General features: G+C 59.9%; 23 protein-coding genes. 10 read left to right on the forward strand and 13 right to left on the reverse strand.

Annotated features, from left to right (window positions below; translation table 11 throughout):
• Positions 1 to 50: 50 nt before the first annotated feature.
• The 3 genes from pcaG to pcaQ all read right to left on the reverse strand — a co-directional run bounded on the left by pcaG (position 51) and on the right by pcaQ (position 2,415).
• Entirely contained in the window at positions 51 to 656 is a 606-nt protein-coding gene (pcaG, locus tag EQV96_RS13240; protein WP_094999387.1) for a protocatechuate 3,4-dioxygenase subunit alpha, read from the reverse strand.
• 11 nt (positions 657 to 667) lie between these two features.
• Entirely contained in the window at positions 668 to 1,387 is a 720-nt protein-coding gene (gene pcaH / locus EQV96_RS13245; protein ID WP_016779340.1) for a protocatechuate 3,4-dioxygenase subunit beta, read from the reverse strand.
• 98 nt (positions 1,388 to 1,485) lie between these two features.
• Complete coding sequence (pcaQ, locus tag EQV96_RS13250) at positions 1,486 to 2,415, reverse strand: pca operon transcription factor PcaQ (protein ID WP_095024975.1); 930 nt, start codon at positions 2,413 to 2,415, stop codon at positions 1,486 to 1,488.
• 203 nt (positions 2,416 to 2,618) lie between these two features.
• On the opposite strand from pcaQ, the gene EQV96_RS13255 reads away from it, so the two are divergent.
• Both EQV96_RS13255 and EQV96_RS13260 read left to right on the forward strand, forming a co-directional pair.
• Entirely contained in the window at positions 2,619 to 3,512 is an 894-nt protein-coding gene (locus tag EQV96_RS13255) for a neutral zinc metallopeptidase (RefSeq protein ID WP_094999390.1), read from the forward strand.
• The gene (locus tag EQV96_RS13260) at positions 3,513 to 4,499 is read left to right on the forward strand and encodes a hypothetical protein (RefSeq protein WP_095024976.1); all 987 of its coding nucleotides are present in this window, start codon (positions 3,513 to 3,515) and stop codon (positions 4,497 to 4,499) included.
• Between the two features lie 166 nt (positions 4,500 to 4,665).
• Here EQV96_RS13260 and EQV96_RS13265 read toward each other — a convergent pair whose 3' ends face one another.
• From EQV96_RS13265 to EQV96_RS13275, 3 genes are all read right to left on the reverse strand, one after another.
• Positions 4,666 to 5,256, reverse strand: coding sequence for an HAD family hydrolase (locus EQV96_RS13265; protein ID WP_095018403.1), 591 nt, complete (start codon positions 5,254 to 5,256; stop codon positions 4,666 to 4,668).
• Entirely contained in the window at positions 5,253 to 6,122 is an 870-nt protein-coding gene (gene tesB / locus EQV96_RS13270; protein WP_094999393.1) for an acyl-CoA thioesterase II, read from the reverse strand. The genes EQV96_RS13265 and tesB overlap by 4 nt, the downstream gene beginning before the upstream one ends.
• Positions 6,123 to 6,207: 85 nt before the next feature.
• Entirely contained in the window at positions 6,208 to 6,777 is a 570-nt protein-coding gene (locus tag EQV96_RS13275; protein WP_095018405.1) for a GNAT family N-acetyltransferase, read from the reverse strand.
• Between the two features lie 91 nt (positions 6,778 to 6,868).
• Between EQV96_RS13275 and EQV96_RS13280 the strand changes: the two genes are divergently transcribed.
• On the forward strand, positions 6,869 to 7,789 hold the full coding sequence (locus EQV96_RS13280; protein WP_095018406.1) for a histone deacetylase: 921 nt from the start codon (positions 6,869 to 6,871) through the stop codon (positions 7,787 to 7,789).
• Positions 7,790 to 8,012: 223 nt separating this feature from the next.
• Positions 8,013 to 9,254: a TIGR03862 family flavoprotein gene (locus EQV96_RS13285; protein WP_240882105.1), complete on the forward strand. Its 1,242-nt coding sequence runs from the start codon at positions 8,013 to 8,015 to the stop codon at positions 9,252 to 9,254.
• Positions 9,255 to 9,340: 86 nt separating this feature from the next.
• Here the strand turns inward: EQV96_RS13285 and EQV96_RS13290 are convergent, their stop codons facing one another.
• From EQV96_RS13290 to EQV96_RS13310, 5 genes are all read right to left on the reverse strand, one after another.
• Positions 9,341 to 10,678 carry a DEAD/DEAH box helicase gene (locus tag EQV96_RS13290; protein ID WP_094999397.1) on the reverse strand — a complete coding sequence of 446 codons (1,338 nt, stop codon included), beginning with the start codon at positions 10,676 to 10,678 and terminating at the stop codon, positions 9,341 to 9,343.
• Positions 10,679 to 10,745: 67 nt separating this feature from the next.
• A complete protein-coding gene (yedA, locus tag EQV96_RS13295) occupies positions 10,746 to 11,636 on the reverse strand; it encodes a drug/metabolite exporter YedA (RefSeq protein WP_094999398.1) in 891 nt (296 codons plus the stop codon).
• Between the two features lie 143 nt (positions 11,637 to 11,779).
• Positions 11,780 to 12,391 carry a 3'-5' exonuclease gene (locus EQV96_RS13300; RefSeq protein ID WP_095018408.1) on the reverse strand — a complete coding sequence of 204 codons (612 nt, stop codon included), beginning with the start codon at positions 12,389 to 12,391 and terminating at the stop codon, positions 11,780 to 11,782.
• Positions 12,392 to 12,419: 28 nt separating this feature from the next.
• Positions 12,420 to 12,896 (reverse strand): NYN domain-containing protein, encoded by a 477-nt coding sequence (locus tag EQV96_RS13305; RefSeq protein WP_094999400.1) that lies wholly within the window; start codon positions 12,894 to 12,896, stop codon positions 12,420 to 12,422.
• Positions 12,897 to 13,020: 124 nt separating this feature from the next.
• A complete protein-coding gene (locus tag EQV96_RS13310) occupies positions 13,021 to 13,689 on the reverse strand; it encodes a DUF2076 domain-containing protein (protein ID WP_150628947.1) in 669 nt (222 codons plus the stop codon).
• 175 nt (positions 13,690 to 13,864) lie between these two features.
• On the opposite strand from EQV96_RS13310, the gene EQV96_RS13315 reads away from it, so the two are divergent.
• From EQV96_RS13315 to EQV96_RS13325, 3 genes are all read left to right on the forward strand, one after another.
• Positions 13,865 to 14,524 carry a YciC family protein gene (locus EQV96_RS13315; protein WP_094999402.1) on the forward strand — a complete coding sequence of 220 codons (660 nt, stop codon included), beginning with the start codon at positions 13,865 to 13,867 and terminating at the stop codon, positions 14,522 to 14,524.
• Positions 14,525 to 14,615: 91 nt separating this feature from the next.
• Entirely contained in the window at positions 14,616 to 15,698 is a 1,083-nt protein-coding gene (locus tag EQV96_RS13320) for an endonuclease/exonuclease/phosphatase family protein (protein WP_095018410.1), read from the forward strand.
• Positions 15,699 to 15,881: 183 nt separating this feature from the next.
• On the forward strand, positions 15,882 to 17,327 hold the full coding sequence (locus tag EQV96_RS13325) for an aldehyde dehydrogenase family protein (protein WP_240882106.1): 1,446 nt from the start codon (positions 15,882 to 15,884) through the stop codon (positions 17,325 to 17,327).
• 103 nt (positions 17,328 to 17,430) lie between these two features.
• On the opposite strand, the gene hrpB is transcribed toward EQV96_RS13325, so the two are convergent.
• Positions 17,431 to 19,950, reverse strand: coding sequence for an ATP-dependent helicase HrpB (hrpB, locus tag EQV96_RS13330; RefSeq protein ID WP_218722779.1), 2,520 nt, complete (start codon positions 19,948 to 19,950; stop codon positions 17,431 to 17,433).
• A gap of 79 nt (positions 19,951 to 20,029) precedes the next feature.
• Here hrpB and EQV96_RS13335 point away from each other — a divergent pair, with 79 nt between their 5' ends.
• Both EQV96_RS13335 and EQV96_RS13340 read left to right on the forward strand, forming a co-directional pair.
• The gene (locus tag EQV96_RS13335; protein ID WP_094999406.1) at positions 20,030 to 20,449 is read left to right on the forward strand and encodes a polyribonucleotide nucleotidyltransferase; all 420 of its coding nucleotides are present in this window, start codon (positions 20,030 to 20,032) and stop codon (positions 20,447 to 20,449) included.
• Between the two features lie 29 nt (positions 20,450 to 20,478).
• Complete coding sequence (locus EQV96_RS13340) at positions 20,479 to 21,381, forward strand: cation diffusion facilitator family transporter (protein WP_240882107.1); 903 nt, start codon at positions 20,479 to 20,481, stop codon at positions 21,379 to 21,381.
• A gap of 11 nt (positions 21,382 to 21,392) precedes the next feature.
• Here the strand turns inward: EQV96_RS13340 and EQV96_RS13345 are convergent, their stop codons facing one another.
• A complete protein-coding gene (locus tag EQV96_RS13345; protein WP_095023446.1) occupies positions 21,393 to 22,229 on the reverse strand; it encodes a DUF6515 family protein in 837 nt (278 codons plus the stop codon).
• Positions 22,230 to 22,626: 397 nt separating this feature from the next.
• On the opposite strand from EQV96_RS13345, the gene EQV96_RS13350 reads away from it, so the two are divergent.
• Positions 22,627 to 23,124, forward strand: coding sequence for an Lrp/AsnC family transcriptional regulator (locus EQV96_RS13350; protein ID WP_016779293.1), 498 nt, complete (start codon positions 22,627 to 22,629; stop codon positions 23,122 to 23,124).
• Positions 23,125 to 23,389 lie beyond the last annotated feature (265 nt).

Consider the following 23,389-nt stretch of genomic DNA (forward strand, 5'->3'; position numbering starts at 1 on the left):
CCGAAGGAACGAGGCAGCTGCTACAGATTTTGCATTTGCCTCATATCCTTTTAAAAGTCGAAGAACACCGTCTCGCCTTCGCCCTGAATGCGGATGTCAAACCGATAGGCCGTTTTGCCATTTACTTCGCAACGCTGGGCGATCAGGGTTTCACGCCGTTGCGGCTGTTCGATCAGGTTAAGCACCGGGCACTTGGCATTGGCTTCTGGCTCATCGCTAAAGTACAGCCGCGTCTGCAAATGGATGTTGATACCCCGGGCAAACAGCGACACGTTGATATGCGGCGCCATCGGCACGCCAGCTGCGTTGTTCACCACGCCCGGCTTGATGGTATTGAGTGTCCACTCACCCGCATCGAAGGTGGTGGCGGTGCGACCAAAGCTGTTGAAGGCTTTTTCCGAGTCGAAGTTTTCGTCATAGACCCCTTTATGGTCGGCTTGCCAAAGCTCCAGAAAAGAGTCGCGCACCAGGTGGCCATTACCGTCATAAACGTTGCCAAACAGCACAATATGCTCGCCCGCAGCATCGGGTCTGGCCATTTCGCTCCAGATTTCCTCTGGACGCGACGGGTTGCCGGCCGCAGCCAGCGCCAGGCCGATATGCACGTAGGGGCCAGCAGTTTGCGATGGGGTTTCCGGTAGCAGTTCGATAGGCATGACGGGGCTCCTCAGCAGTTTTCGAAGTGAGTCTGGCGCTGACCGCGCAGCACAATGTCAAAACGATAGGCCAGACAATCCATCGGATTGGCCGCGCCCATGTCCAACCGGGCAATCAGGCTCTGCACGGCATCGGCGTTGGTAATCGATTTGACGATCGGGCACATGGGGATCATCGGATCACCTTCGAAGTACAGCTGGGTAATCAGGCGCGTGGCAATCGAGGGGCCACTGATGGAAACGTGGATATGCGCCGGGCGCCAGTCGTTTGGCCCGTTGCGCCACGGGTAGGGCCCTGGCTTGACAGTGCGAAAGCTGTAATAACCTTCACTGTCGGTCAGGGTGCGGCCCACGCCGCCGAAGTTTGGGTCCAGCGGCGCCAGGTAGCGGTCGTTCTTGTGACGATATCGACCGCCTGCGTTGGCCTGCCAGATTTCCACCAAGGTATGAGGAATCGGCTTGCCATATTGATCGCGCACGCGACCTGCCAGGATGATCCGCTCGCCTATCGGCAAACCGCCATTATTGAAATTCAGCAGCAAGTCGTTGTCGAACTTGCCGAACTTAAGGTGGGAAAAGTCAGGCCCGCTGGTCTCACTCACCGATTGCGGGATGCTCACCAGCGCCTGACGCGGGGAACGGGCAATGGAAGTCTTGTAGTCAGGGGTCAGAGCTTTGGGGTGCCAGTTGCGGTCACGGATGATAAAGCGCCGGCTGTCTGCATCAGACATGTCGATCTCCTGTTGTTTTTATAAAGGCTGGGCGCCAGTTTTAACCAACAGGGGCGTAACGACTATTGAAAAGGCCAGGCCTATCCATAACCAAATGGTTATGGATAAATGCCTTCGCCGTAAGCTTGGCCCAATTCACGCAAAACCTCGACACACCCTTGCGCTGCCACCGACATCGGCACATGGGCGTTGCTGCAAATACCGATCGAACCGCCCGGCTCACGCTGGCCCAGGTCGATTTCTTGCAGCTCGCCACTGGCCAGGTCCAGGCGCACGGCATCCAGCGGGGCGATCCACACCGCATCATTGCGCAGCACATAACGCCGGCTGAGGGTGATCGACAGGGTTTCCAGGCGCTGGCGGGACTGGCTGATGCCGCACTGCACAAACAGGCTGTCGGCAAAGGTGCGAATGGTGGTGTTGGCCAATGGCAAAACCAGCGGGTAATTTTCCAGCTGGCTGCGGTCCAGCGGTCCCCGGATCAAGGGGTGATCTGCGCGCACCACCAGGGTCATGGATTCGCTGTAGAGATGCTCAAAATTCATACCCTGAATTTCCGGGCTATCGGTCATGCGCCCCACTACCAAATCGACATCGCCTACCCGTAACTGCGATAACAGATAGGCGCTGGGCCCGGTCACGACGCTCACCACCAGCGACGAATGCCTGGCGTGCAGGCGCTGCACCAACTCGGGTATCAGCAGGCTTTCTACCGTCGACAACACCCCCAGACGCACCATACCGCCCACGTATTCGCCACCCCGCAGAGCATTCACACCTTCACGCAAGGCCTGCACCGAAGGTGTCGCATAACGCAGAAAGGCCACCCCGGCCTCGGTCAGGGTGACCCCGCTTTTACTGCGTACAAACAGGCTGACCGTCAGTAACTCCTCAAGCTCCTTGAGGGTTTTTGACATCGCCGGCTGGCTTACCGCCAGCACATCCGCCGCCCGCGCCAGGCTGCCCTGGCGCGCCATCTCCAAAAAGCATACGAGGTGGCGGTACTTGATACGGGTATCGATATTCACAGGGCTAACAACTCCGGGGCGGGGATTGGCGTGGCGTATTCAACCACTTCAGCCCGATGCCCGGAACTGTATTAAGGCGTTCAGGTCTTTTTAGCGCAATGCCATACTCGCCCCCCCCACCCAAGAAACGTCTGACAGCCGGGCTGGCATTGTCCCGACTCAGCAACAACACTTGAACACACGATTTATCAGAGGACTCCCCCATGCTTTGGAAAAAAGGTCGACGTAGCGATAATGTCGAAGACGTACGCGATCAAGGCACCGGTGGTGGTGGCGGGATGCGGTTTGGCGGCGGCAAAGGTCTGAGTTTGATGGCCGTGGTGGTGATTGTTGGCATCGGTTTGTTGACCGGGCAGGACCCCATGCAGATCCTCGGACAGTTAAGCGGCCAGCTCACCGAACAGTCTTCGCCTCAGGTCACCCAGCCAGCCGGTCGCGCACCGGCGGCCAATGACGAGCAGGCCGATTTTGTACGGGCGATTCTGGGTGACACAGAGGACACCTGGCGCCAAGTGTTTCAGCAAGCCGGACGCAGCTATAAAGACCCGACCCTGGTGCTGTTTCGCGGCCAGATCAATTCGGCCTGCGGCTTTGCAACAGCTGCCAGCGGGCCGTTTTATTGCCCGGCCGACCAGAAGGTCTATCTGGATATGAGTTTCTTCCAGGAAATGGCCCAACGCTTCAAGGCTGCTGGCGATTTTGCCCAGGCTTATGTGATCGCTCACGAAGTTGGCCATCATGTGCAGACCTTGCTGGGCGTGTCGTCGAAAATGCAGATGGCCCGTCAACAAGGCAAACGTATGGAAGGCGATGGTGGCTTGCTGGTGCGCCAGGAATTGCAGGCCGACTGTCTGGCCGGGGTGTGGGCCAACCTTGCGCAAAAACGTCACAATTGGCTGGAAGCAGGCGATATAGAATCGGCCTTGAACGCCGCCAATGCCATTGGCGATGATCGCTTGCAGCAGCAAAGCCAGGGCCGTGTGATGCCGGACTCTTTTACCCACGGCACATCGGCACAACGGGTGAAGTGGTTCAAGACCGGTTTTGCCCAAGGCAATATCAACCAGTGCGATACCTTCTCGGCAGCGAGGCTTTAAATGGGAATACGCTCTATCGCTTCATTAATAGGCCTGATGCTGGTCTGCTCTGTGGTTCAAGCAGCCGAGCACGGAGTTAAAGAACTCAGCCCCGAACATCTCAAGATCGGCCCCGGCGAGTTGAGTGTCGGGGTGAGTCAGGACTGGAAACAGCCACTGCCTCAGGTGCAACGCGCACTGATCGTGATTCATGGTCGTCTGCGCAACGCCCAGACGTATTTACACAGCGCCGAGCAAGCCGCGACGCAGGCCGGGCAGCTGTCCACAACCCTGGTCATTGCACCGCAGTTTCTCAATGAAAGCGATGGCTCGCGCCATACCTTGCCCGACAATGTGCTGCGCTGGCATGCCAATGACTGGATGGCCGGTGCCCCTGCTGTGAGCCCACAGGCACTGAGTTCCTACGCGGCACTGGATCAGATCCTTGAGCGTCTTGATGACCGCAAGCGCTTCCCGGCCTTGCGCGAGGTGGTGATTGCCGGGCACTCCGGCGGCGCCCAAGTGGTGCAGCGCTATGCCCTGACCACCCAGGCCGACAAGGCCTTGCAGGCAGATGGGATCAAGGTGCGCTATGTAGTGGCCAACCCGTCTTCTTATGCCTACTTCAATGCACAGCGACCGATTCCGACCTTTGATGCTGCAAACTGCCCGGGCTTCAATACCTGGAAATACGGGCTCAAGGATCTGCCAGCCTACGCAGATGGGCAAAAACACCGACAGTTGGAACAGGCCTATATAGAGCGCGACATTACCTATCTGCTAGGCGCCAAGGACATCGACCCCAACCACCCGGCGCTTGATAAAGGCTGCGAAGCCGAGGCCCAGGGGGCGTTCAGGCTGGTAAGGGGCAAGAACTACTTTGAGTATTTGACCCAGCGCCATCCACAAGGGCTCAATCAACGGTTGATTGAAGTGCCCGGGGTGGGGCACAACGGCGATCAGATGTTTACCTCGCCTGAAGGTCAGAAGGCGTTGTTTGGCGAGTAAGAGCACCCTTTGTAGCAGCTGCCGAAGGAACGAGGCTGCGTTCGATTGCAAAGCGATCGTGAAGTCTGAGTGCACGGTTTAACTGACTCACCGCGCTGCCTGGATTTACGACGGCGTCGCCGTCGAACGCAGCCTCGTTCCTTCGGCAGCTGCTACGCGTATTTCGTTAACCGAGCAACCGGCGCAGCGCGTAGCAGTCTTTGGCATGCCAGTCGGTCAGTTCCGGCCACGGGTTTTCAGGAACATTGACCAGTACGGTTTTGCTGCCTGCCGCGCGACCACACGCCAGGTCAAAGTAGTAATCCCCCACCATTACCATGTTCGCCGCTGCTACATCCCATGCCCGCGCCAGTTGCAGCAGGCCGTCCGGGTCGGGTTTGTGCGCCGCGTTGTCCCGGCCCAGTACATCCTCGGGCGCAAAGCATTCGCCCAGGCCAATGGCCTTGAGGGTGATATGCGCCAGCTCCTGGGCATTTCGGGTCAGTATCCCCAGACGACAGCCACGAGCCGCCAGGTCGCGCACCAGCTCAACCGCGCCCGGCGCGGCGGTGGAGGCCTGTGCCAGCTCGCGTTCATGCTCCAGCAGCCAGGCGTGTTTGGCCGCCGCCACCTCGGTGGGCAGGCCGTTGAGATGAGTGAGGATATCGGCATCCGCCGGGATCTCCAGCTCACGGCGGATCAGGGCAAAGTCATGCACGGCAACAGTCAGGGTGCCGTCCATGTCGAAAACCCAGTGTTTGACGTCCTTGAGTGTCATGCCCAGTCCTTGCGATGGCGGATCAACCCTTCCTGCGTGACCGAAGCCACCAGTTGGCCAGCGCGGTTGTAGACACTGCCACGGGAGAATCCACGGGAATTGCCCGCCCATGGACTGTCCATGGCGTAGAGCAACCAGTCATCGGCACGCAGGTCGGCATGGAACCACAGTGCGTGATCAAGGCTGGCGACCTGCATATCGTTTTGCCATACCCCTTTGCCATGGGGCAGCAAGGACGTGGTCAACAAGCCGAAGTCCGAGGCGTAGGCCAGCAGGTACTTATGCAGCGCCGGGGTATCGGGCAAGGTGCCGTCGGCGCGAAACCACACGTACTTGATCGGATCAGTAACCTTGGGGTTGAACGGGTCTTCTCCTACCACCGGGCGGAACTCGATAGGCTTGGCGCACAGCAGTTTTTCCCGCATCGACTCGGGGATCAGGTGCGCACGCAGGCGCATCATGTCCAGTTCCGAGGGAAGATTCTCAGGGCCCACAACGTCAGGCATAGTCGTCTGATGTTCAAAACCGCCTTCGTCGTACTGAAACGAGGCGCTGCTGGTAAAAATCGGCTGGCCCTTCTGGATCGCGGTCACCCGGCGCGTGCTGAAGCTGCCGCCGTCCCGCACGCGATCAACCTGATACACCACGGGCAAACCGGCATCACCAGGGCGCAGGAAATAGCCGTGCATGGAATGCACGTGGCGGGCGTCTTCAACCGTCTGGCTCATGGCCGACAGCGATTGACCGAGCACCTGACCACCGAACAACTGGCGAAAGCCCAAGTCCTGACTGCTGCCGCGAAAGAGGTTCTCTTCGATCGGTTCCAGGGTCAGCAAATTGACCAGATCATCCAACACTTGGCTCATTCAGATTCTCCTCACACAGAGCATTACCGTCGTAATCTTCGTTACGCAGGTCAAAATTTTCGGCTTGCGCCGCTAAACACACCGCCTAGCCGTGCAGGGTTTCCAGCCACTGTGCCCGCGTGATCCGGTACAGCACATGGGGTCTGAGCGGGTCGCCTGCGGGCAGCAAGGGGTGTTCAAAATCACCGTCGACATCGTGCTGCATGCCAATCGCCTGCATGACTTTTTGCGAGGGCAGGTTCAGCTCGCTGGTAAACGACACCACCTGGTCCAGGGCCAGGCGATCAAAGGCGCAGCGCAACACGGCCCAGGCCGCCTCACTGGCGTAACCCAGGCCCCAGTGTTCGGGAGCCAGACGCCAGGCGATTTCTACGGCAGGGGTAAACGGCGCCTCGAACGACACATTCATCAGCCCGGTAAAGCCGATAAAGGCACCGGTGTCCTTGCGCTCCAATGCCCATACCCCGTAGCCATATTCGGCAAAGTGACCACGAACCCGGCCAATCAGCGCGGCGCTTTCAAGGCGGCTCAGGGGCGCCGGAAAATAGCGCATCACCTGAGGGTCGGCGCACATGGCAGCGAACTCGGGCAAGTCTGTGTCACGCCAGGGGCGCAAGTGCAAACGGGCACTTTCGAGCTCTTTGATCTGCTCCATCCGTCCTCTCCGATTTGTTACCGGGCTTTACATATGATGAGAGTGTACAGCGCTGGTAATATCCAGCGCTCGTTACGACGCGAAAATCCCTATGCCAGTGCCGCTGATTTACCACGATGACTACAGCCCGCAGTTTCCAGCGGAGCATCGTTTTCCTATGGATAAGTTCCGCCTGTTACGCGATCACCTGGTCGACTCCGGGCTGACCCTTGATGCAGAGCTGCTGCGTCCCGAATTATGCCCTGTGGATATCCTCGCCCTGGCCCATGACCGCAGCTATATCGAGCGCTATATGGCAGGCGAGCTGGCCCGCGAAGATCAACGCCGCCTGGGCCTGCCCTGGAGCGAGGCACTGGCGCGACGTACCGTTCGCGCCGTGGGCGGATCTCTGCTGGCCGCCGAGCAGGCGCTTGAACACGGCCTGGCCTGCCATCTGGCGGGCGGCACTCATCACGCGCACTACGATCACCCGGCGGGTTTTTGCATCTTCAACGATCTGGCGATCATCAGCCGCTATATGCTGGAAAGCGGCCGGGTAAACCGCGTACTGATTTTTGACTGCGATGTGCATCAGGGCGACGGTACTGCGCGAATTCTTGAACATACGCCGGATGCCATTACCGTTTCCCTGCACTGCGAAAAAAACTTTCCGGCACGCAAGGCGCAAAGCGACTGGGACATCGGCCTGCCTATGGGTATGGGCGATGCTGAATATTTGCAAGTGGTGGACGAGGCGCTCAATTACCTGCTGCCGTTGTATCAACCGGATCTGGTGCTGTATGACGCCGGGGTCGATGTGCATAAAGACGACGCCCTGGGCTATTTGAAGCTCACCGATGAAGGTGTGGCGGCCCGTGACGAGAGCGTGATGCGCCACTGCCTGGGTCGCGACATACCGGTGGTCGGGGTGATTGGCGGCGGATACAGCAAGGATCGCAAGGCCCTGGCGCGCCGCCACGGGATATTGCATCACAGTGCACAGAAGGTCTGGCTGTCATCAGGTTGTCACTGAGGTGTGATTTTACCCACAATGCCTGTGGAACTGCCTGTGGATAACCTGAGTGAAAGCGCCTGCAGGGCACAGAGAACATGGCCTCCAGAAGGCTGTATGTTTTTCGTACAGCCATCGCTATCTCTGTAGCAGCTGCCGAGGGACGAAGGCTGCTGCTACAGGGGATCTGCTCCGCCCAGTCAGGTAGAATGCCCGGCCTATTTCGCCGATTTGCAGCCCTGCCATGACTGAACCCTCCACACTCCCTTCCCGTCACGTCGCCATTATTGGCGGTGGCCCCGCCGGTTTGATGGCCGCCGAAGTGTTGAGTCAGGCTGGGATGAAGGTCGATCTCTACGATGGCATGCCGTCGGTGGGCCGCAAGTTTCTGCTGGCCGGGGTCGGCGGCATGAATATCACCCATTCCGAAGCCTACCCGGCTTTCCTGTCGCGCTACGCCGAACGCGCACCGCAGATGGCACCGTTGCTGCGCGCCTTCGATACCGATGCGTTGTGCCAGTGGATTCATGAGTTGGGGATCGAAACCTTTGTCGGCAGTTCCGGCCGGGTGTTCCCCACCGATATGAAAGCCGCGCCGCTGCTGCGCGCATGGCTCAAGCGCCTGCGCGAGTCCGGTGTAGTTATCCACACCCGCCACCGCTGGCTGGGTTGGCAGGCCGATGGCCAGTTGCTGGTGGACAGTCCCGAAGGCCAAAAGCAGCTCAACCCCGACGCGGTGCTACTGGCCCTGGGCGGTGGCAGTTGGGCGCGACTGGGCTCGGACGGTGCCTGGATGCCCTTGCTGGCTGAGCGCGGCGTTGACCTGGCCCCCTTGCAGCCGAGCAATTGCGGGTTTGATGTGGCGGGCTGGAGCGAGGTGCTGCGCAGCAAGTTCGCCGGCGCCCCGCTGAAAAACATCGCCATTGCCCTGGAACACAGCACGCCGCGCCTGGGCGAATGCGTGATTACCGCCACAGGCATTGAAGGCAGCTTGATTTACGCCTGGTCGGCGCCGATTCGTGAAGCGATCAATCAACAGGGTGAAGCGACGATCCTGATCGACCTGCTGCCGGGCAAGCCTGTGGATAAAATCCAGGCAGCCTTGGCCAAACCCCGCGGCTCACGCTCGATGAGCAAGCATTTGCACAGCCAGCTGGGGATTGATGGGGTAAAAGCGGCGCTGTTGCGCGAGCTGGCGCCTGCAGAATGCTTCAATGACCCGGCGCAACTGGCTCAGGCCATCAAGGCGCTACCGTTGAAGCTGATAAAAGCCCGCCCCTTGGACGAAGCCATCAGCAGCGCCGGTGGCGTGCGGTTCGAGGCTGTGGATGAAAATCTGATGCTCAGGCAATTACCCGGCGTGTTCTGTGCAGGCGAGATGCTGGATTGGGAAGCACCCACCGGCGGCTACCTGCTCACGGGCTGTTTTGCCAGTGGTCGTGCCGCAGGGTTAGGGGCATTAAGCTGGTTGAAGGCTAAACGTTGACCGTCCCTGTGGGAGCGAGCCTGCTCGCGAAGGCCGTTCGCGAGCAGGCTCGCTCCCACAGTTGGAGTTTTTAGCCTCGACCGGGCTTACGGCTTGCGCTTGCGCGGGCCGGTGTTGAATACAGGCACTTTGCGCACCGGCTTTACCGATGGCTCGGCGGGTGCTGCTTCGCCGCTATCCACCCATTTGCCCAGATTGCGCTTGCCGCCACCGCCCGAGGTTTTAGGTTTTTTCGGCTTCTTCGGCTTTTTGATCACCTGCCCCGAAGCATCAGTTTCAGGCACTCGGTGCTCAGGCTCGAAATCCTGCTCTTCGTGGCGTGGCAACGTCTGACGGGTCAACATCTCGATCGCCGACAGCATGTTCACTTCATCAGCACAGACCAGGGAAATGGCCTCGCCTTTCTGACCGGCACGACCGGTACGGCCAATGCGATGGATGTAGTCTTCGGCCACGATGGGCAGGTCGAAGTTGACCACCAGCGGCAGGTCTTCGATGTCCAGACCACGGGCAGCCACATCGGTAGCCACCAGGATCTGCACTTCGCTGGCCTTGAAGCGGTCCAGCGCCCGTTGGCGCGTGGCCTGTGGCTTGTCGCCATGAATACCGTCAGCGTTGATCCCCAGACCTTGCAGCTTGCCTACCAATTCATCGACACCGTTGCGGGTCTTGGCGAACACCAGGACCTGCTTCCAGTGCTGGGTGCGCAACAAGTGCAAAAACAGCTCGGCCTTGCGCTTTTTGTCGACCGGGATGACCCACTGCTTGACGCTGCTGGCCGCCACGTTGCGCGGGCTGACTTCGATGCTCAGCGGGTTGTCGAGCATCTGCTCGGCCAACAGGCGGATCGCGTCAGAAAAGGTCGCCGAGAACAGCAGGGTCTGACGCTTTTTCGGCAAGGCGCGGTAGATATCACGCAGCTCTTCGGAGAAGCCCAGGTCGAGCATGCGGTCAGCTTCGTCGAGGATCAGGGTTTGCAGCTGGTTGAACTTGATCGCTTTCTGGCGATAGAGGTCCAGCAGACGGCCCGGTGTGGCCACCAGTACATCAACGCCTTTGCGCATTTTCATCATTTGCGGGTTGATGCTGACACCGCCGTACACCGCGTAGGTGCTCAACGGCAGGTGTTCGGCGTACTGGCGAATGCTTTCGTGAACCTGTTCGGCCAGTTCGCGGGTCGGCACCAGCACCAGTGCACGCACCGAGTTGCTGGCCACTTTCGGGCCTTCCATGGTCAGCGACTGCAGCAACGGTAAAGCGAAACCGCCAGTTTTGCCGGTACCGGTCTGGGCCGCAGCCATCAGGTCGCGACCAGCCAGTACTGCGGGAATCGCTTGGGCCTGAACCGGGGTTGGGGTCTTGTAGCCGAGCGTCTCAAGGGCGCGCAGCAGGGGTTCGATCAGGCCAAGGGTGGCGAATGTCATGGGGATACCGTCGAAAAAGGTCAGCGCGTGGGTGCATAAGTTGCAATGGCGCGCAGTTTACCCTAATTCAGGCCGGTTTCTGCTTGCGCCACTGTGGCAAACCGATCAACACCACCGCACTGATGATGACCGCCATGGCCAGGCACTCCTCAAAACCGATGCTCTCGCCGGCAAAGGCAATCCCCAGCATGACCGCCACCGCCGGATTGACGTAGGCATAGCTGGTGGCCGCCGCCGGCCGCACATTCTTAAGCAGGTACATATAGGCGCTGAAGGCGATGATCGAGCCGAAGAACACCAGATACAGCAGCGCACCCCAGCCTGCAGCGGTGGGCATTTGAGTCATGCGCTCGCCACTGAGCAGACTGCCCGCCAGCAATACGGCACCGGCGGTGAGCATTTCCGCAGCGCTGGCCATTGGCCCGGCTGGCAGTGGCAAGTGGCGGCTCCACACCGAACCAAAGGCCCAGGCCGCGGCGGCAAAGATCACCATTGCCGCGCCCATTGGACTGGCCTGCAGGTTGGAGCCCAGGTTGAGCATGCCGATGCCGATCAGCCCCAGGACAATCCCGGCCCATTCCAGGCGGGTGTTGCGGTTGCCCCAGAAGTAACCAAACAGCAGGGTGAACAGGGGCACGGTGGCTACGGCCAGGGCGGCGACGCCGGAAGCTACGCCCGAGTGTTCGGCCAGGGTCACACCGCCGTTGCCGCACGCCAGCAACAGAAAGCCGATCATGGCTGCCGAACGCCATTGCACGGCAGTGGGTGCGGGGGCACCGCGCCAGCGCATAAAGCCATACATCAGGCTGCCCGCAATCAGGAAGCGCACGCCAGCCATCATCAACGGGGGCCAGGACTCAATACCGATGCGGATAGCCAGATAAGTCGAGCCCCAAATGATGTACAAGGCAAAAAAAGCACCGATCAGTTGTAGCGGAAAACGACGTGCGGCAGGCATGAAGGCAGCTCAAGGGCAGAGGCAGGGGACTGGAGAGTTTAGACAGGGCGCCGGGAAATAATAAGTAACAGAACGCACCAAAAGGGGCCGTACACTTTTCGATGGAGATCAAATAGCCCTCTCCCAAAGGGAGAGGGTCGCTTTTAAAACCCGCGATACCGCTTGAGATGCTCATTGATCTTCGCCGCCGGGACTTTCTGCAAGCTGCACAACAGGTCGTGGTTCAATTCACGTAACCCGTGCTTCTGGCGCAGTTGCTCAGCCAGGTGAGCCGTCAAGTTGGCCGCCATTTCCGCATCGGCCATGGCCCGGTGAGCTTTGCCGGTGTGGGGCAAGTCGGCAAAGGTGGTCAGCGTGCCCAGCTTGTGGTTAGGCGCCGCAGGCATCAGGCGACGCGCCAGCAACAATGAACAGGCGAAGTTCTGTAAACGGGTGCGCTTGATGCGGCCCATTTCAAAATCCCAGAACTTTTGGTCAAACGCAGCATTGTGCGCCAGCAACGGGGTAATGCCGACGAACTCGTTGACCTCGTTCATCACCTGCTCAGCCGACGGCGCGGTGCGCAACATGGCGTTGCTGATGCCGGTCAACTGCTCGATAAACCCAGGCACCCGCACACCGGCATTCATCAGGCTTTGATAACGCTCGACAATGCGACCGCGCTCAAGAATCACCACGGCAATTTCAGTGGCCCGGCAGGTGCTGCTCGGGGAGATGCCGGTGGTCTCAAAGTCAATTACCGCGATGCGTTCCAAACCTGGTCAATCCTGTAAAAAATAAGGGTTACTTAAGCAGCAAATTGCCTTCAATCGGCACATAGCGGCTGGCAGCGCGAATCAATGAGTTGGCCGTCAGACCGGGCACACCGTAGGCCACGGTTTCAACCCCATGCTTGCTGGCAATACGCTCCAGGAGCAGGTCGAAATCACCGTCACCCGAGGCCAGTACCACTTCGTCGACATTGGCTGCCGAGTCCATGATATCGATGGTAATGCCCACATCCCAGTCGCCCTTGGCCGAGCCATCGCTGCGCTGGATATAGGGTTTGAGTTTTACGATAAAACCGAGGTTGCGCAGGATCTGCTGAAACTGCTGCTGCTTGCTGTCACCCCGGTCAATCGCATAGGCATAGGCTTCGACAATTTCACCGCGCTTGCTGATATCAGCCCACAGGGCGGCGTAATTGAAATGGCAGCCATAGGCCTGGCGAACCGTGTAATAAAGGTTCTGCACATCCGCGAAGACCGCAATTTTTTTCACCGGCAAACCTCATGGCGCCCGGGCAGCGGGCACGCGACTGAAAAACAAGGCTGCAGTATGCCAGCCTGCCGGGGGTTTGCGCGGATAAACCGCCCGGCGTGCAATAAGGCACCGGGCGATGGACTCAAACGTAGGAGTCGTCGTCAGAAAAGAAGCCGTCATCGTCCAGGCCGACGTCTTCAATTCCCGAGCCGCTATTGGCGTATTGCTGGTTGCCGCTGCCCCAGCCAGCGTCGCTGACAGAGCCTGGTTGCTCGATGATTTCCTCGACAATCTGTGGCTGCTGATTGTGGTGGAACAGGTTACTGATGCCTTGCGCCAGCATCACGCCGCCCGCCACACCCGCTGCCGTTTTCAGGGCTCCGCCCAAAAAGCCGCTGCCCAATGCTGGGGCCGGCGCCGCTGCTGCTGGTTGAGGGGCCACGACAGGAGCCGCTGCCGGGCCATCACGCCAGCCCCCGGTGCCCGACGTTGGGCCGGGCGTGGGGGCCGATACCCGATCGCCACCGCCAAAAAGTCCCGACAGAAAGCTCCCCCCAGATGGCGCAGGTGCCGCAGCAGCCTTCGCCTGAGCCAGTTCTGCCTGCAATTGCTTGTTCTGCTGGTCGAGTTGCTTGAGCGCAGCCTCTTGCACCAGCAGCGCCTGAGCCATGTAGTACGTTGCCGCAGGCTGACGCGCCAGATGTTCATTGATCCGCGCCTGGGCCTGGGCATCGCGCGGGGCTGATCCTGCCTCGGCCTGCTGCAACCGTGTAAACAACCCGTCAATCAGGCTTTGCTCTTCGCTGTTCATGACAACCTCTTTCGATTGCAGATAGAAACCTGCCCCTTGCATTACGCAGAAGCTCAAACGCGTTATTGGGGCACTACAACCCGTTTCAACAGCATCAGGCCTGCGTGAACTTTTGTTCATCTTGGCGTCTCATCGGTTAAAGTGACGCACCGCTCTTGACTGCTGACAACTGCCAATGAATCCGCTGACTGTTCTTCGCGACTCCCTGTACTTCTTCCAGCGCAATCTGAGCCAGATCGTAACGCTGTGCCTGCCGCTGGTCATCCTTGAAGCTGTGCTGCAGCACATTGTCGACAACGCCGCAGGCCCGGATGCATCGCCCGGTTATGGCCTGGTTGTCGGACTGCTGCTGTACCCTCTGTACACCGCCGCCCTGATCCTGTTTCTCGATGCCCGCAGCCAGGGCGAAAGCCCGCGCAACCGCGACCTGCTGGCCTCGGCGGTTAATCTTTGGCCCAAATTCGCCCTGCTGTCGGCAATCAGCACGCTGCTGATCGTGCTGGGGCTGTCGATGTTTTTTATTCCGGGCATTTTCCTGACCGTGGTACTGGCCTTCTCCGAGTACCGACTGGTATTGCGTGGTGATGCTCCGCTGGCGGCCATGAAATCGAGCTTCACCCTGACCCGCGGGCATTTCTGGCGGATTTTCGTTTGCATACTGGCCGTACTGGGCCCGCTGATGTTGCTCAAGGAATTCAGTTACACCCTGTTTTCCAAGGACGACAACACACTGCTATCGCTGGCACTCGATAGCGCCAACAGCTTCTTGCAGTTGTTTGTTTCCGTCGTACTGTTTCGTTTATTTATGTTGATCAGCGAAAAGTCAGAACTATAAAAACAGAAATTTCCTACACAAAGAACCTTGGAAGGCCGCACTGCCGTCGGGTATGTTCGAGCCTTCCCTGTAACGTTATTAAGTCGAGCTCATGTCACGTTTATTACGCCGCACCGCATCAGGTTTGCTGCTGATCTCAGCGCTGCTGGCATGTCTGGTTTATAGCGTTACATGGCGGCCCGGTGCCCGCGAGGTGCTGCCCCTGACGTGCCCCGGCACCGCCCCGGTGCTGGTACCAGGCCAGGCGCTCAAGGTAATGACGTGGAACATCCAGTACCTGGCCGGCAAGCGCTATGTGTTCTGGTACAACCTGGCTGACGGCAGCGGCCCTGACACCCGCCCCACCCGGGAAGACATGGCCTTCAGCCTTGATGAGGTAGCGCGGGTCATACGTGACGAACGCCCGGATCTCGTGCTGTTGCAGGAAGTCGATGACAACGCCAAGGCCAGCGATTACCAGAACCAGCTGGCCCTGCTGCAAGAACGCCTGATCGACCTCTACCCCTGCAGCACCCAGGCCTTTACCTGGAAGGCCGACTTTGTGCCCGACTGGCATATTTTCGGCAGTGTCGGGCGCTCTCTGGTCACCCTCAGCCGCTTCCAGATCGAACACGCAGAACGTCTGCAATTGCCCCTGGCCGATACCAACTTTCTCAGCCGTCAGTTCCAGCCAAGGCCCGCGCTGCTGGTCAACTACCTGCCGCTCAATGATGGCGGGCAACTGGCAGCAATCAACACACAACTGGATGCGCCCTCCGCCAACAACAGCAACCTGCGCCTGCAAATGCAGACTGTCGCCGAACTGGCCGACAAGCTGGAAGGCCAGGGCACGCCGTGGTTGATCGGCGGGGACTTCAACCTGCTGCCCATCGGCCAGTACTTGCGCCTGCCCGAGCCATTGCGCCAGGGCTACTCGCAAGACAGCGAGTTGCACCTGCTCTGGGAAAAGTACCCGATGATCCCCAGCAACCCTGAAGCTACCGGCATCGACCGCGAACTGTGGCTGACCCACTTTCCCAATCTCCCCGACGCGGACGAGCCCGACCGTACGCTCGACTACCTCTTCCACAGCCCCAAGCTGCAGCGCATCGAAGGCTATGTGCGCCAGGAAGACACCCAGACCATCTCCGACCACCTGCCGGTGCTGGCCCGATTGCTGCTGCCTGCAGACTGACCCTGTGGGAGCGAGCCTGCTCGCGAAGACTGTATTCGCGAGCAGGCTCGCTCCCACAGTTGAAACCCAATCAGACGGTTCCCTCCCTCGCTCAGTTTCGCCGCGCCGATTGTTTTTGCCTCAAGTCGTACGATGACGTATAACTACTGGAAATCGATGCCTGTCCACGTGTGGAGAAATTTGATGACTGGTTCAAAGCGTTTCGACAATTACATCGGTGGCGAGTGGGTAACAGCCACTGAATACAGCACCAATATCAACCCCTCCGACCTGAGCGATGTGATTGGCGAATATGCCAAGGCTGACGTCGCCCAGGTCCAGACTGCCATTGATGCGGCACGGGCTGCGTTCCCTGCCTGGTCGACCTCCGGCATCCAGGCGCGCAGCGATGCGCTGGACAAGGTCGGCAGCGAAATCCTCGCCCGCAAGCAAGAACTGGGCACCCTGCTGGCTCGCGAAGAAGGCAAGACCCTGCCCGAAGCCATCGGTGAAGTGAGCCGTGCCGGCAATATCTTCAAGTTTTTCGCCGGTGAATGCCTGCGCCTGTCGGGTGATTACCTGCCTTCGGTGCGCCCCGGCGTGCATGTAGAAGTCACCCGTGAAGCCCTGGGCGTGGTTGGCCTGATCACGCCATGGAACTTCCCCATCGCCATCCCCGCCTGGAAGATCGCCCCGGCCCTGGCCTATGGCAACTGTGTAGTGTTCAAGCCGGCCGATCTGGTACCGGGTTGCGCCTGGGCACTGGCCGAGATCATTGCTCGCGCAGGCTTCCCGGCAGGCGTGTTCAACCTGGTGATGGGCAGCGGCCGCGTGGTTGGCGACGCTATCGTCAACAGCCCGAAAGTGGACGGTATAAGCTTTACCGGCTCGGTGAGCGTCGGTCGCCAGATCGCCATCAGCTGTGTGTCGCGCCAGGCCAAGGTGCAGCTGGAAATGGGCGGTAAAAACCCACAGGTCATCCTCGACGATGCCGACCTCAAGCAAGCGGTCGAACTGGCGGTGCAGAGTGCGTTTTACTCCACCGGCCAGCGTTGCACCGCCTCCAGCCGCCTGATTGTTACCGCGGGCATCCACGACAAATTCGTCGAGGCGATGGCCGAGCGCATGCGTTCGATCAAGGTCGGGCATGCCTTGCAGGCCGGGATTGATATCGGCCCGGTGGTGTCCCGAGCGCAGCTCGACCAGGATTTGGGTTACATCGACATCGCCCGCAACGAAGGCGCCCGCCTGGTTGCCGGAGGCAGCCTGGTGACCTGCGATACCGAGGGTTATTTCCTGGCCCCGGCCCTGTTTGCCGACAGCACGGCCGACATGCGCATCAGCCGCGAAGAAGTGTTCGGCCCGGTAGCCAATATCATCAAGGTTGCAGACTACGAAGCCGCCCTGGCGATGGCCAATGACACCGAGTTTGGCTTGTCGGCGGGTATTGCCACGACCTCGCTCAAATATGCCAATCACTTCAAGCGTCATTCCCAGGCTGGGATGGTGATGGTCAACCTGCCCACGGCGGGGGTGGATTACCACGTGCCGTTTGGCGGGCGCAAAGGCTCGTCCTATGGCTCGCGCGAGCAGGGCCGCTATGCGCAAGAATTCTACACCCTGGTCAAGACCAGCTATATCGGGTCGTGAAGCTCTACTCACCGCGTTGATGCCATCGCGAGCAAGTCCGCTCCCACAAGATCTGCGCAATTTTTGTGGGAGCGGGCTTGCTCGCGATCCGTACGCCCGGTCGCTACACCTTACGCGGCTTGATCCGCGCCGTGGCTTCGGCCACCAGCGGATCATCGGGCCAGTAATGCTTGGGGTAGCGCCCCTTCAAATCTTTTTTCACTTCGGCATAGGTACTTCGCCAGAAGTTGGCCAGATCCTGGGTTACTTGCACCGGACGCCTTGCCGGAGAAAGCAGGTGCAACTTGACCACCTGGCGCCCGCCCGCAATACGCGGGGTGTCCGCCAGCCCAAACAACTCTTGCAGGCGCACCGCCAGAATCGGCGGGTGTTCGCTGTAGTCCAGCCGCACCGAAGACCCTGAAGGCACCTTGATATGGTGGGGCGCCAGTTCGTCCAGGCGCTGGGGCAGCGGCCATTTGAGCATGTTATGCACAATGCTCGACAGGTCGAGGCTGGCAAAGTGACTGAGCCGCGACACACGCCCCAGATACGGCCCCAACCAGTCTTCAAGCCCGGCCAGCAAGGCGGCATCGCTGACGTCGGGCCATTCACTGTGCCCCTGGATCTGCAGGTCCAGTTGACGCAACAACGCTACCCGCGCCTGCCACTGGCGCAGCTCGGGCGTCCACGGCAACAGCTCCAGCCCCTTGCGTCGCACCAGATTGATCAGCGCTTGCGTACGGGCCGCTTCGTCGAGCCCGGTCAATGGCTCGCGACTGAGGACCAGCTCGCCGACCTTGCGCTGGCGCTCGGCACGCAGCACACCCTCGCGCTCATCCCAGTCCAGTTGATCGACAACGCTGACCTGCTCGCTCAAAACACCCTCGAGCAAGGCAGGATCAAACTCGGCCGCCAGATAAATGCGTTCTTCACGTTGCCCCTGACGGCTGCCCAAATCGGCGATGACCAGCCAGGGCTGTTTCATCAGGCCATCCACTTCGCTGAACAACGCCGCACGGCCATTGGCCAGACGATATTCCGCCCCACCGGGTTTACGCTGTTGGGCGACCCGATCGGGGTAGGCCAGCGCCAGCAAGGCACCCAGCCAGCGCGGGTGGTCGGGGTCGGCGACCGGCTGCCTGGCCTTGCCACGCAAGTACCCGCGATACTGCCGGGCCAGTTGTTTGGCCCGCTGCACACCGCCCTGCCCGCCCCGTGCGGCGCGGCTTTCGCCTGACAGCAGGGCCAGCCGGCTATGCAGGTCAGCTCCGACGCCGCGCAGGATATCGCGCTCCCCCAACAACGCCGCGATATCACAGGCCATGTCGGCCAGCCCAAGGTCCTGACCGCGCAGCAATAGATGGGCAATCCGCGGATGTGCAGGCAGTTCAGCCATCGCTTCGCCGTGGGGGGTGAGTTTTGCTCCGTGCAAGGCACCCAGCCGATCGAGCAATTGTCGGGCCTGTGCATAACTGGCCGAGGGCGGCATATCGAGCCAGATCAGTTGCTCGGGAGTGACACCCCAGCGTGCCAGTTGCAGCGCCAACCCGGCCAGATCAGCCTGCAGGATCTCCGCACTGCCATAGGCCGCCAGCTGCGCGTGCTGGTCCTCGGACCACAGGCGATAACACACACCCGGTTCCAGACGCCCGGCGCGGCCGGCGCGCTGGGTGGCACTGGCGCGGGAAATGCGCTGGGTATCAAGGCGGGTCATGCCGCTGCCCGGGTCAAACCGCGGAACTCGCGCCAGCCCGGCATCGATCACCACACGCACGCCGTCGATAGTCAGGCTGGTCTCGGCAATATTGGTGGCCAGCACCACCTTGCGCAGGCCTTTTGGCGCAGGCTCGATGGCCGCACGCTGGGCCGTCAGATCCAGTTCTCCATGCAAAGGGCACAGCAGAATATCGCTGCGCGAACCCAGCGCGTCGGCCAATTGCTGATTGACCCGACGAATCTCCGCCTGCCCGGGCAGGAACACCAGCAGGCTGCCGCTTTCATCGTTGATGGCATCAAGTACGGTCTGCACCACTCGCGGCTCGATAAATTCACCGGGCACAAACGGCCGCCCCCAGCGCATCGCCACCGGGTACATGCGGCCCTCACTGCGCAAGATCGGCGCATCGTCGAGAATGCTCGCCAGTCGTTCGCCCTCAAGAGTGGCGGACATCAGCAGAATTTTCAGCGGCTGTTCATCCCGAAACAGCTCACGCCCATTGAGGCTCAAGGCCAACGCCAGATCGGCATCCAGACTACGCTCATGGAACTCGTCAAAAATCAGCAGGCCTACCCCTTCCAGCGACGGATCGTGCTGCAGACGTCGAGTAAGGATGCCCTCGGTGACCACTTCGATACGGGTGTTGGGGCCGACCTTGCTGTCGAGGCGTATTCGGTAACCTACGGTTTCGCCGACTTTTTCACCCAGTTCACTGGCCAGCCGCTCGGCCGCCGCACGGGCCGCCAGGCGCCGGGGTTCGAGCATCAGGATCTTCTGCCCGGCCAGCCACGGCTCGTTGAGCAGGGCCAGCGGCACACGGGTGGTTTTACCGGCGCCGGGCGGCGCTTCGAGCACGGTTTCATGGCGCTCGGCCAGGGCCAGGCGCAGCGCAGGTAAAACTTCATCAATCGGCAAAGAAATCATGGTGGCTCCAGAACAGAGCGGCGAGTATAACGGCGAACAGTAATGATCCAGTCCTTTGAACATGTTTGAGGTTTTAAGTATGCGTATGCCTTCGCGAGTAATCGGCGGTGTCGTGGTTGCGGCACTGTTCACCCAATTGACTGCTTGCGGCAGTATTTTCTTTCCAGACCGCCGCGGCCAGATCGACGGCAAGATCGACCCCATGATCGTCGTACTGGATGCCGTGGGCCTGCTGTTTTATGTGATCCCGGGGCTGATCGCCTTCGGTGTCGACTTCGCCACCGGCGCAATTTATTTCCCGCCGGGCAAGACCGCACAAATCGCCCCGGAAAAACTGCGCGAAGCCATCGGCGCAGACGGCAAGGTGGATAACGCCAAGCTCCAGGCCATCCTTGAAAGCGAACTGGGCCGCAGCTTCCCGCTGAACGATCCACGCCTGATCCAGCACCGGGGCAGCGCCCAGCAACTGGCTATGTATGGTTTGCAGCCAGCAGCCTGAAGCACGTCATCATTCATCAGGAAAGCACCATGACCAGCAGCCCGGAACACGCCCGCCTGTTACGTCTGGCTACCCGCGCATCAGTGGCGGTGGCCAGCCTGTTGATCGTAACCAAGGCCATCGCGTGGTGGCTCAGTGGTTCGATCAGCATGCTCGCCGGCCTGACCGACTCGCTGCTCGATGGCGTAACTTCGTTTCTCAATTTGCTGGCCGTGCATTACGCGCTGCGTCCCGCCGATGAGGATCACCGATATGGTCACGGCAAAGCCGAGTCCCTGGCGGGCATGGCGCAAGCGCTGTTTATTGGCGTGAGTGCAGTGCTGATTGCCTTTCAGGCAGTGGAACGGCTGAAAAACCCGGAGCCGGTAGGCGCACCGTGGATCGGAATTGGCGTCATTGTCTTTTCGTTGCTGATGACCGTGGCACTGCTGGTGCTGCAACACCGGGTGATCAAGGCCACGGGGTCCAACGCGGTGCGCGCCGACTCGCTGCATTACCGCTCGGACCTGATGCTCAATGGCAGTATTTTGCTGGCGCTGGTGCTGGCCAGTGTAGGTTTCCCGCAGCTGGACGCCTGGTTTGGCCTGGGGATTGCGGTGTATATCCTGTGGAGCGCACTGCAGATCGCCCGTGAGAGTTTTGCCGTGTTGATGGATCAGGAGTTACCCACGGATGTCAGTGAAAACATGCTGAATCTGGCCTGCAGCGTGCCCGGCGTGCTCGGCGCCCACGACCTGCGCACACGGATCTCGGGCAATACCTGGTTTGTGCAGTTTCACCTGGAGCTGCCGGGTGAACTGACGTTGTCCGCAGCCCATAGCATCTGTGACCGCGCGGCTGAAGCCATTGAACAGGCCTATCCGCGGGCCGAAGTACTGGTGCATGCAGACCCGAAGGAAGTGGTCAAACCGAGGCTGAGCAAGGCTCCGTAGCAGGCTTCAGATCAATACGTCACTTGATAACCACGACTGCTCAGGCAACTGCCCTGCGCCTGCCGATAGGCTTGCACCACTTGCGCCGCTGGGGCGTATGTCGCCTTGGCAGGGTCGAAGCCGCTTTGCTCCACAGCCCAGCGATAGCAGTCATAACGGTCCTGACCGATTTGGGCCGGGCTTTGACCGTTCATCGGGTAAGCCACCATCTCATAGTTGTTGCTCGCGGGCTGTTGGTAGACCGTCGGCGGCTGGACCACTATGTAATCGCGAGTTGCAGGTTGATAGGCGTAATACGCCCCCGCCGCGAGAAACATCAAGGTACTGCCAAACCACACTTCCCTAGCGTAATCAGGCAAAAACCCTACGCGCAGTCCATAAGGCGGCTGCACCACGATGTAACGCGGGCCTTGAGGGCGATACCAGTAGCCGCCTGAAAAGTAGTAATTCTGGCCGCGATACGGCACTTGCCAGTGCTGACCGGGGAACCGCTCTACCACATTACCCGGGCGATATTGCGGCCCCGGGCCCCAGCCATTGCCATGCCCGGACGGGCGACCGGCCCAGCGCTGGTCGTTGGGATGACGGTTATTCGCGCCAGGAGCGTAACCGCCGCCATACCAATTCTGATTGCCGCCCCGGTTCGGCGACTGAGTCTGCTGAACCCTGTCGGGGCGCGGCTGGATCGGCAGGTTATTACCTTGTTGATTCGGGCGCGGCTGATGATTGTCTGCACCCTGTGGCCGACCTTGCCAGCCGCCATCACCACGCTCATCGGCCAACACCTGGCCGCTGACGCTCACAAAGAGCACGCCAACTGTAGCCAAACGCCAGATACGCGATTTCATGCTGTTTCTCACTGAAGGACAGGGCTTATAGATAAGACTGGGGTTTCAGGAAGCGGTTCTACGCCAGGCAGTGCATAACGCAACTTATTTTTTGCCAGACGAAAAAAGGGCGACCCGTCGGTCGCCCCTTGAATTTTCTGTCCTGGCTCAACACTTGTGATGTTGGCTCACCTCGCTCCGTCTTCTGGACAGTGCGTAGCCCGGGGGCCGGGGCAACCCTGTGGGGTTGGCGGCCGCGGCTGGCCTGATTCGGCGGGCCGCAGTGGACTCTATGTCCGGGCAGTGATTCTGGTTTAAAGAATAGGCGTTTGGCCGCGGCAGGCGATTGCGAAGATTGCTCGATAAAACATTACTTGCGCAATTTTTGACTTAAGGTGGATACTTTCACGCAATAGTTATGACAAAGGGTAACTTCGTGAGCAAACTCGACCGGTATGACCTGAGCATTTTGGCGGAATTGCAGCGTGACGCACGCATCTCTAACCAGGAACTGGCCGAACGTATTGGCCTGTCGCCATCTCCTTGCTCGCGCCGCGTTAAACAGCTTGAGGATGACGGCTACATCAGCCGTCAGGTGGCGCTGCTCGACCGCAAACTGCTGGGCTTGAGCCTTACAGCCTACGTGCTTATCGGAATGGACCGACATACACCAGAGCGTTTCGAGAACTTCGAAGCCTGCATCCGCGCCCTGCCGCAGGTGCTGGAATGCAGCCTGGTGACCGGCATGGACGCCGACTACCAACTCAAAGTGGTGGTTGCCGACATGGACCACTACCAGAAGCTGCTGCTGGGTGAATTGACCCGTATCGAAGGCGTAACCAGCGTGCGTTCGAGCTTTGTGCTCAATCAGGTGCTCAACAGCACCGAGCTGCCGCTGACCCATTTGCGCACGTAAAAATAGAACCTGTAGATACTCTGTTGCAGGTCAAGCCCTATTGTGGGAGCGAGCCTGCTCGCGAACGACCTTCGCGAGCAGGCTCGCTCCCACAGTTGCAGTGTTCCTGCAGCTGCCGAGGAACGAAGGCTGCGTTCGGCTGCGAAGCAGTCGTAAAATCAGCCCACGCGATTCTTCAGTTGTAACGCGCACTCTGATCTTGCGATTGCTTCACAATCGAACGCAGCTTCGTGCCTTCAGCAGCTGCTACGGGTGTAGCGACATC

This window comes from Pseudomonas sp. TMW22080, assembly GCF_022496745.1.
Lineage (GTDB): Bacteria > Pseudomonadota > Gammaproteobacteria > Pseudomonadales > Pseudomonadaceae > Aquipseudomonas > Aquipseudomonas bubulae.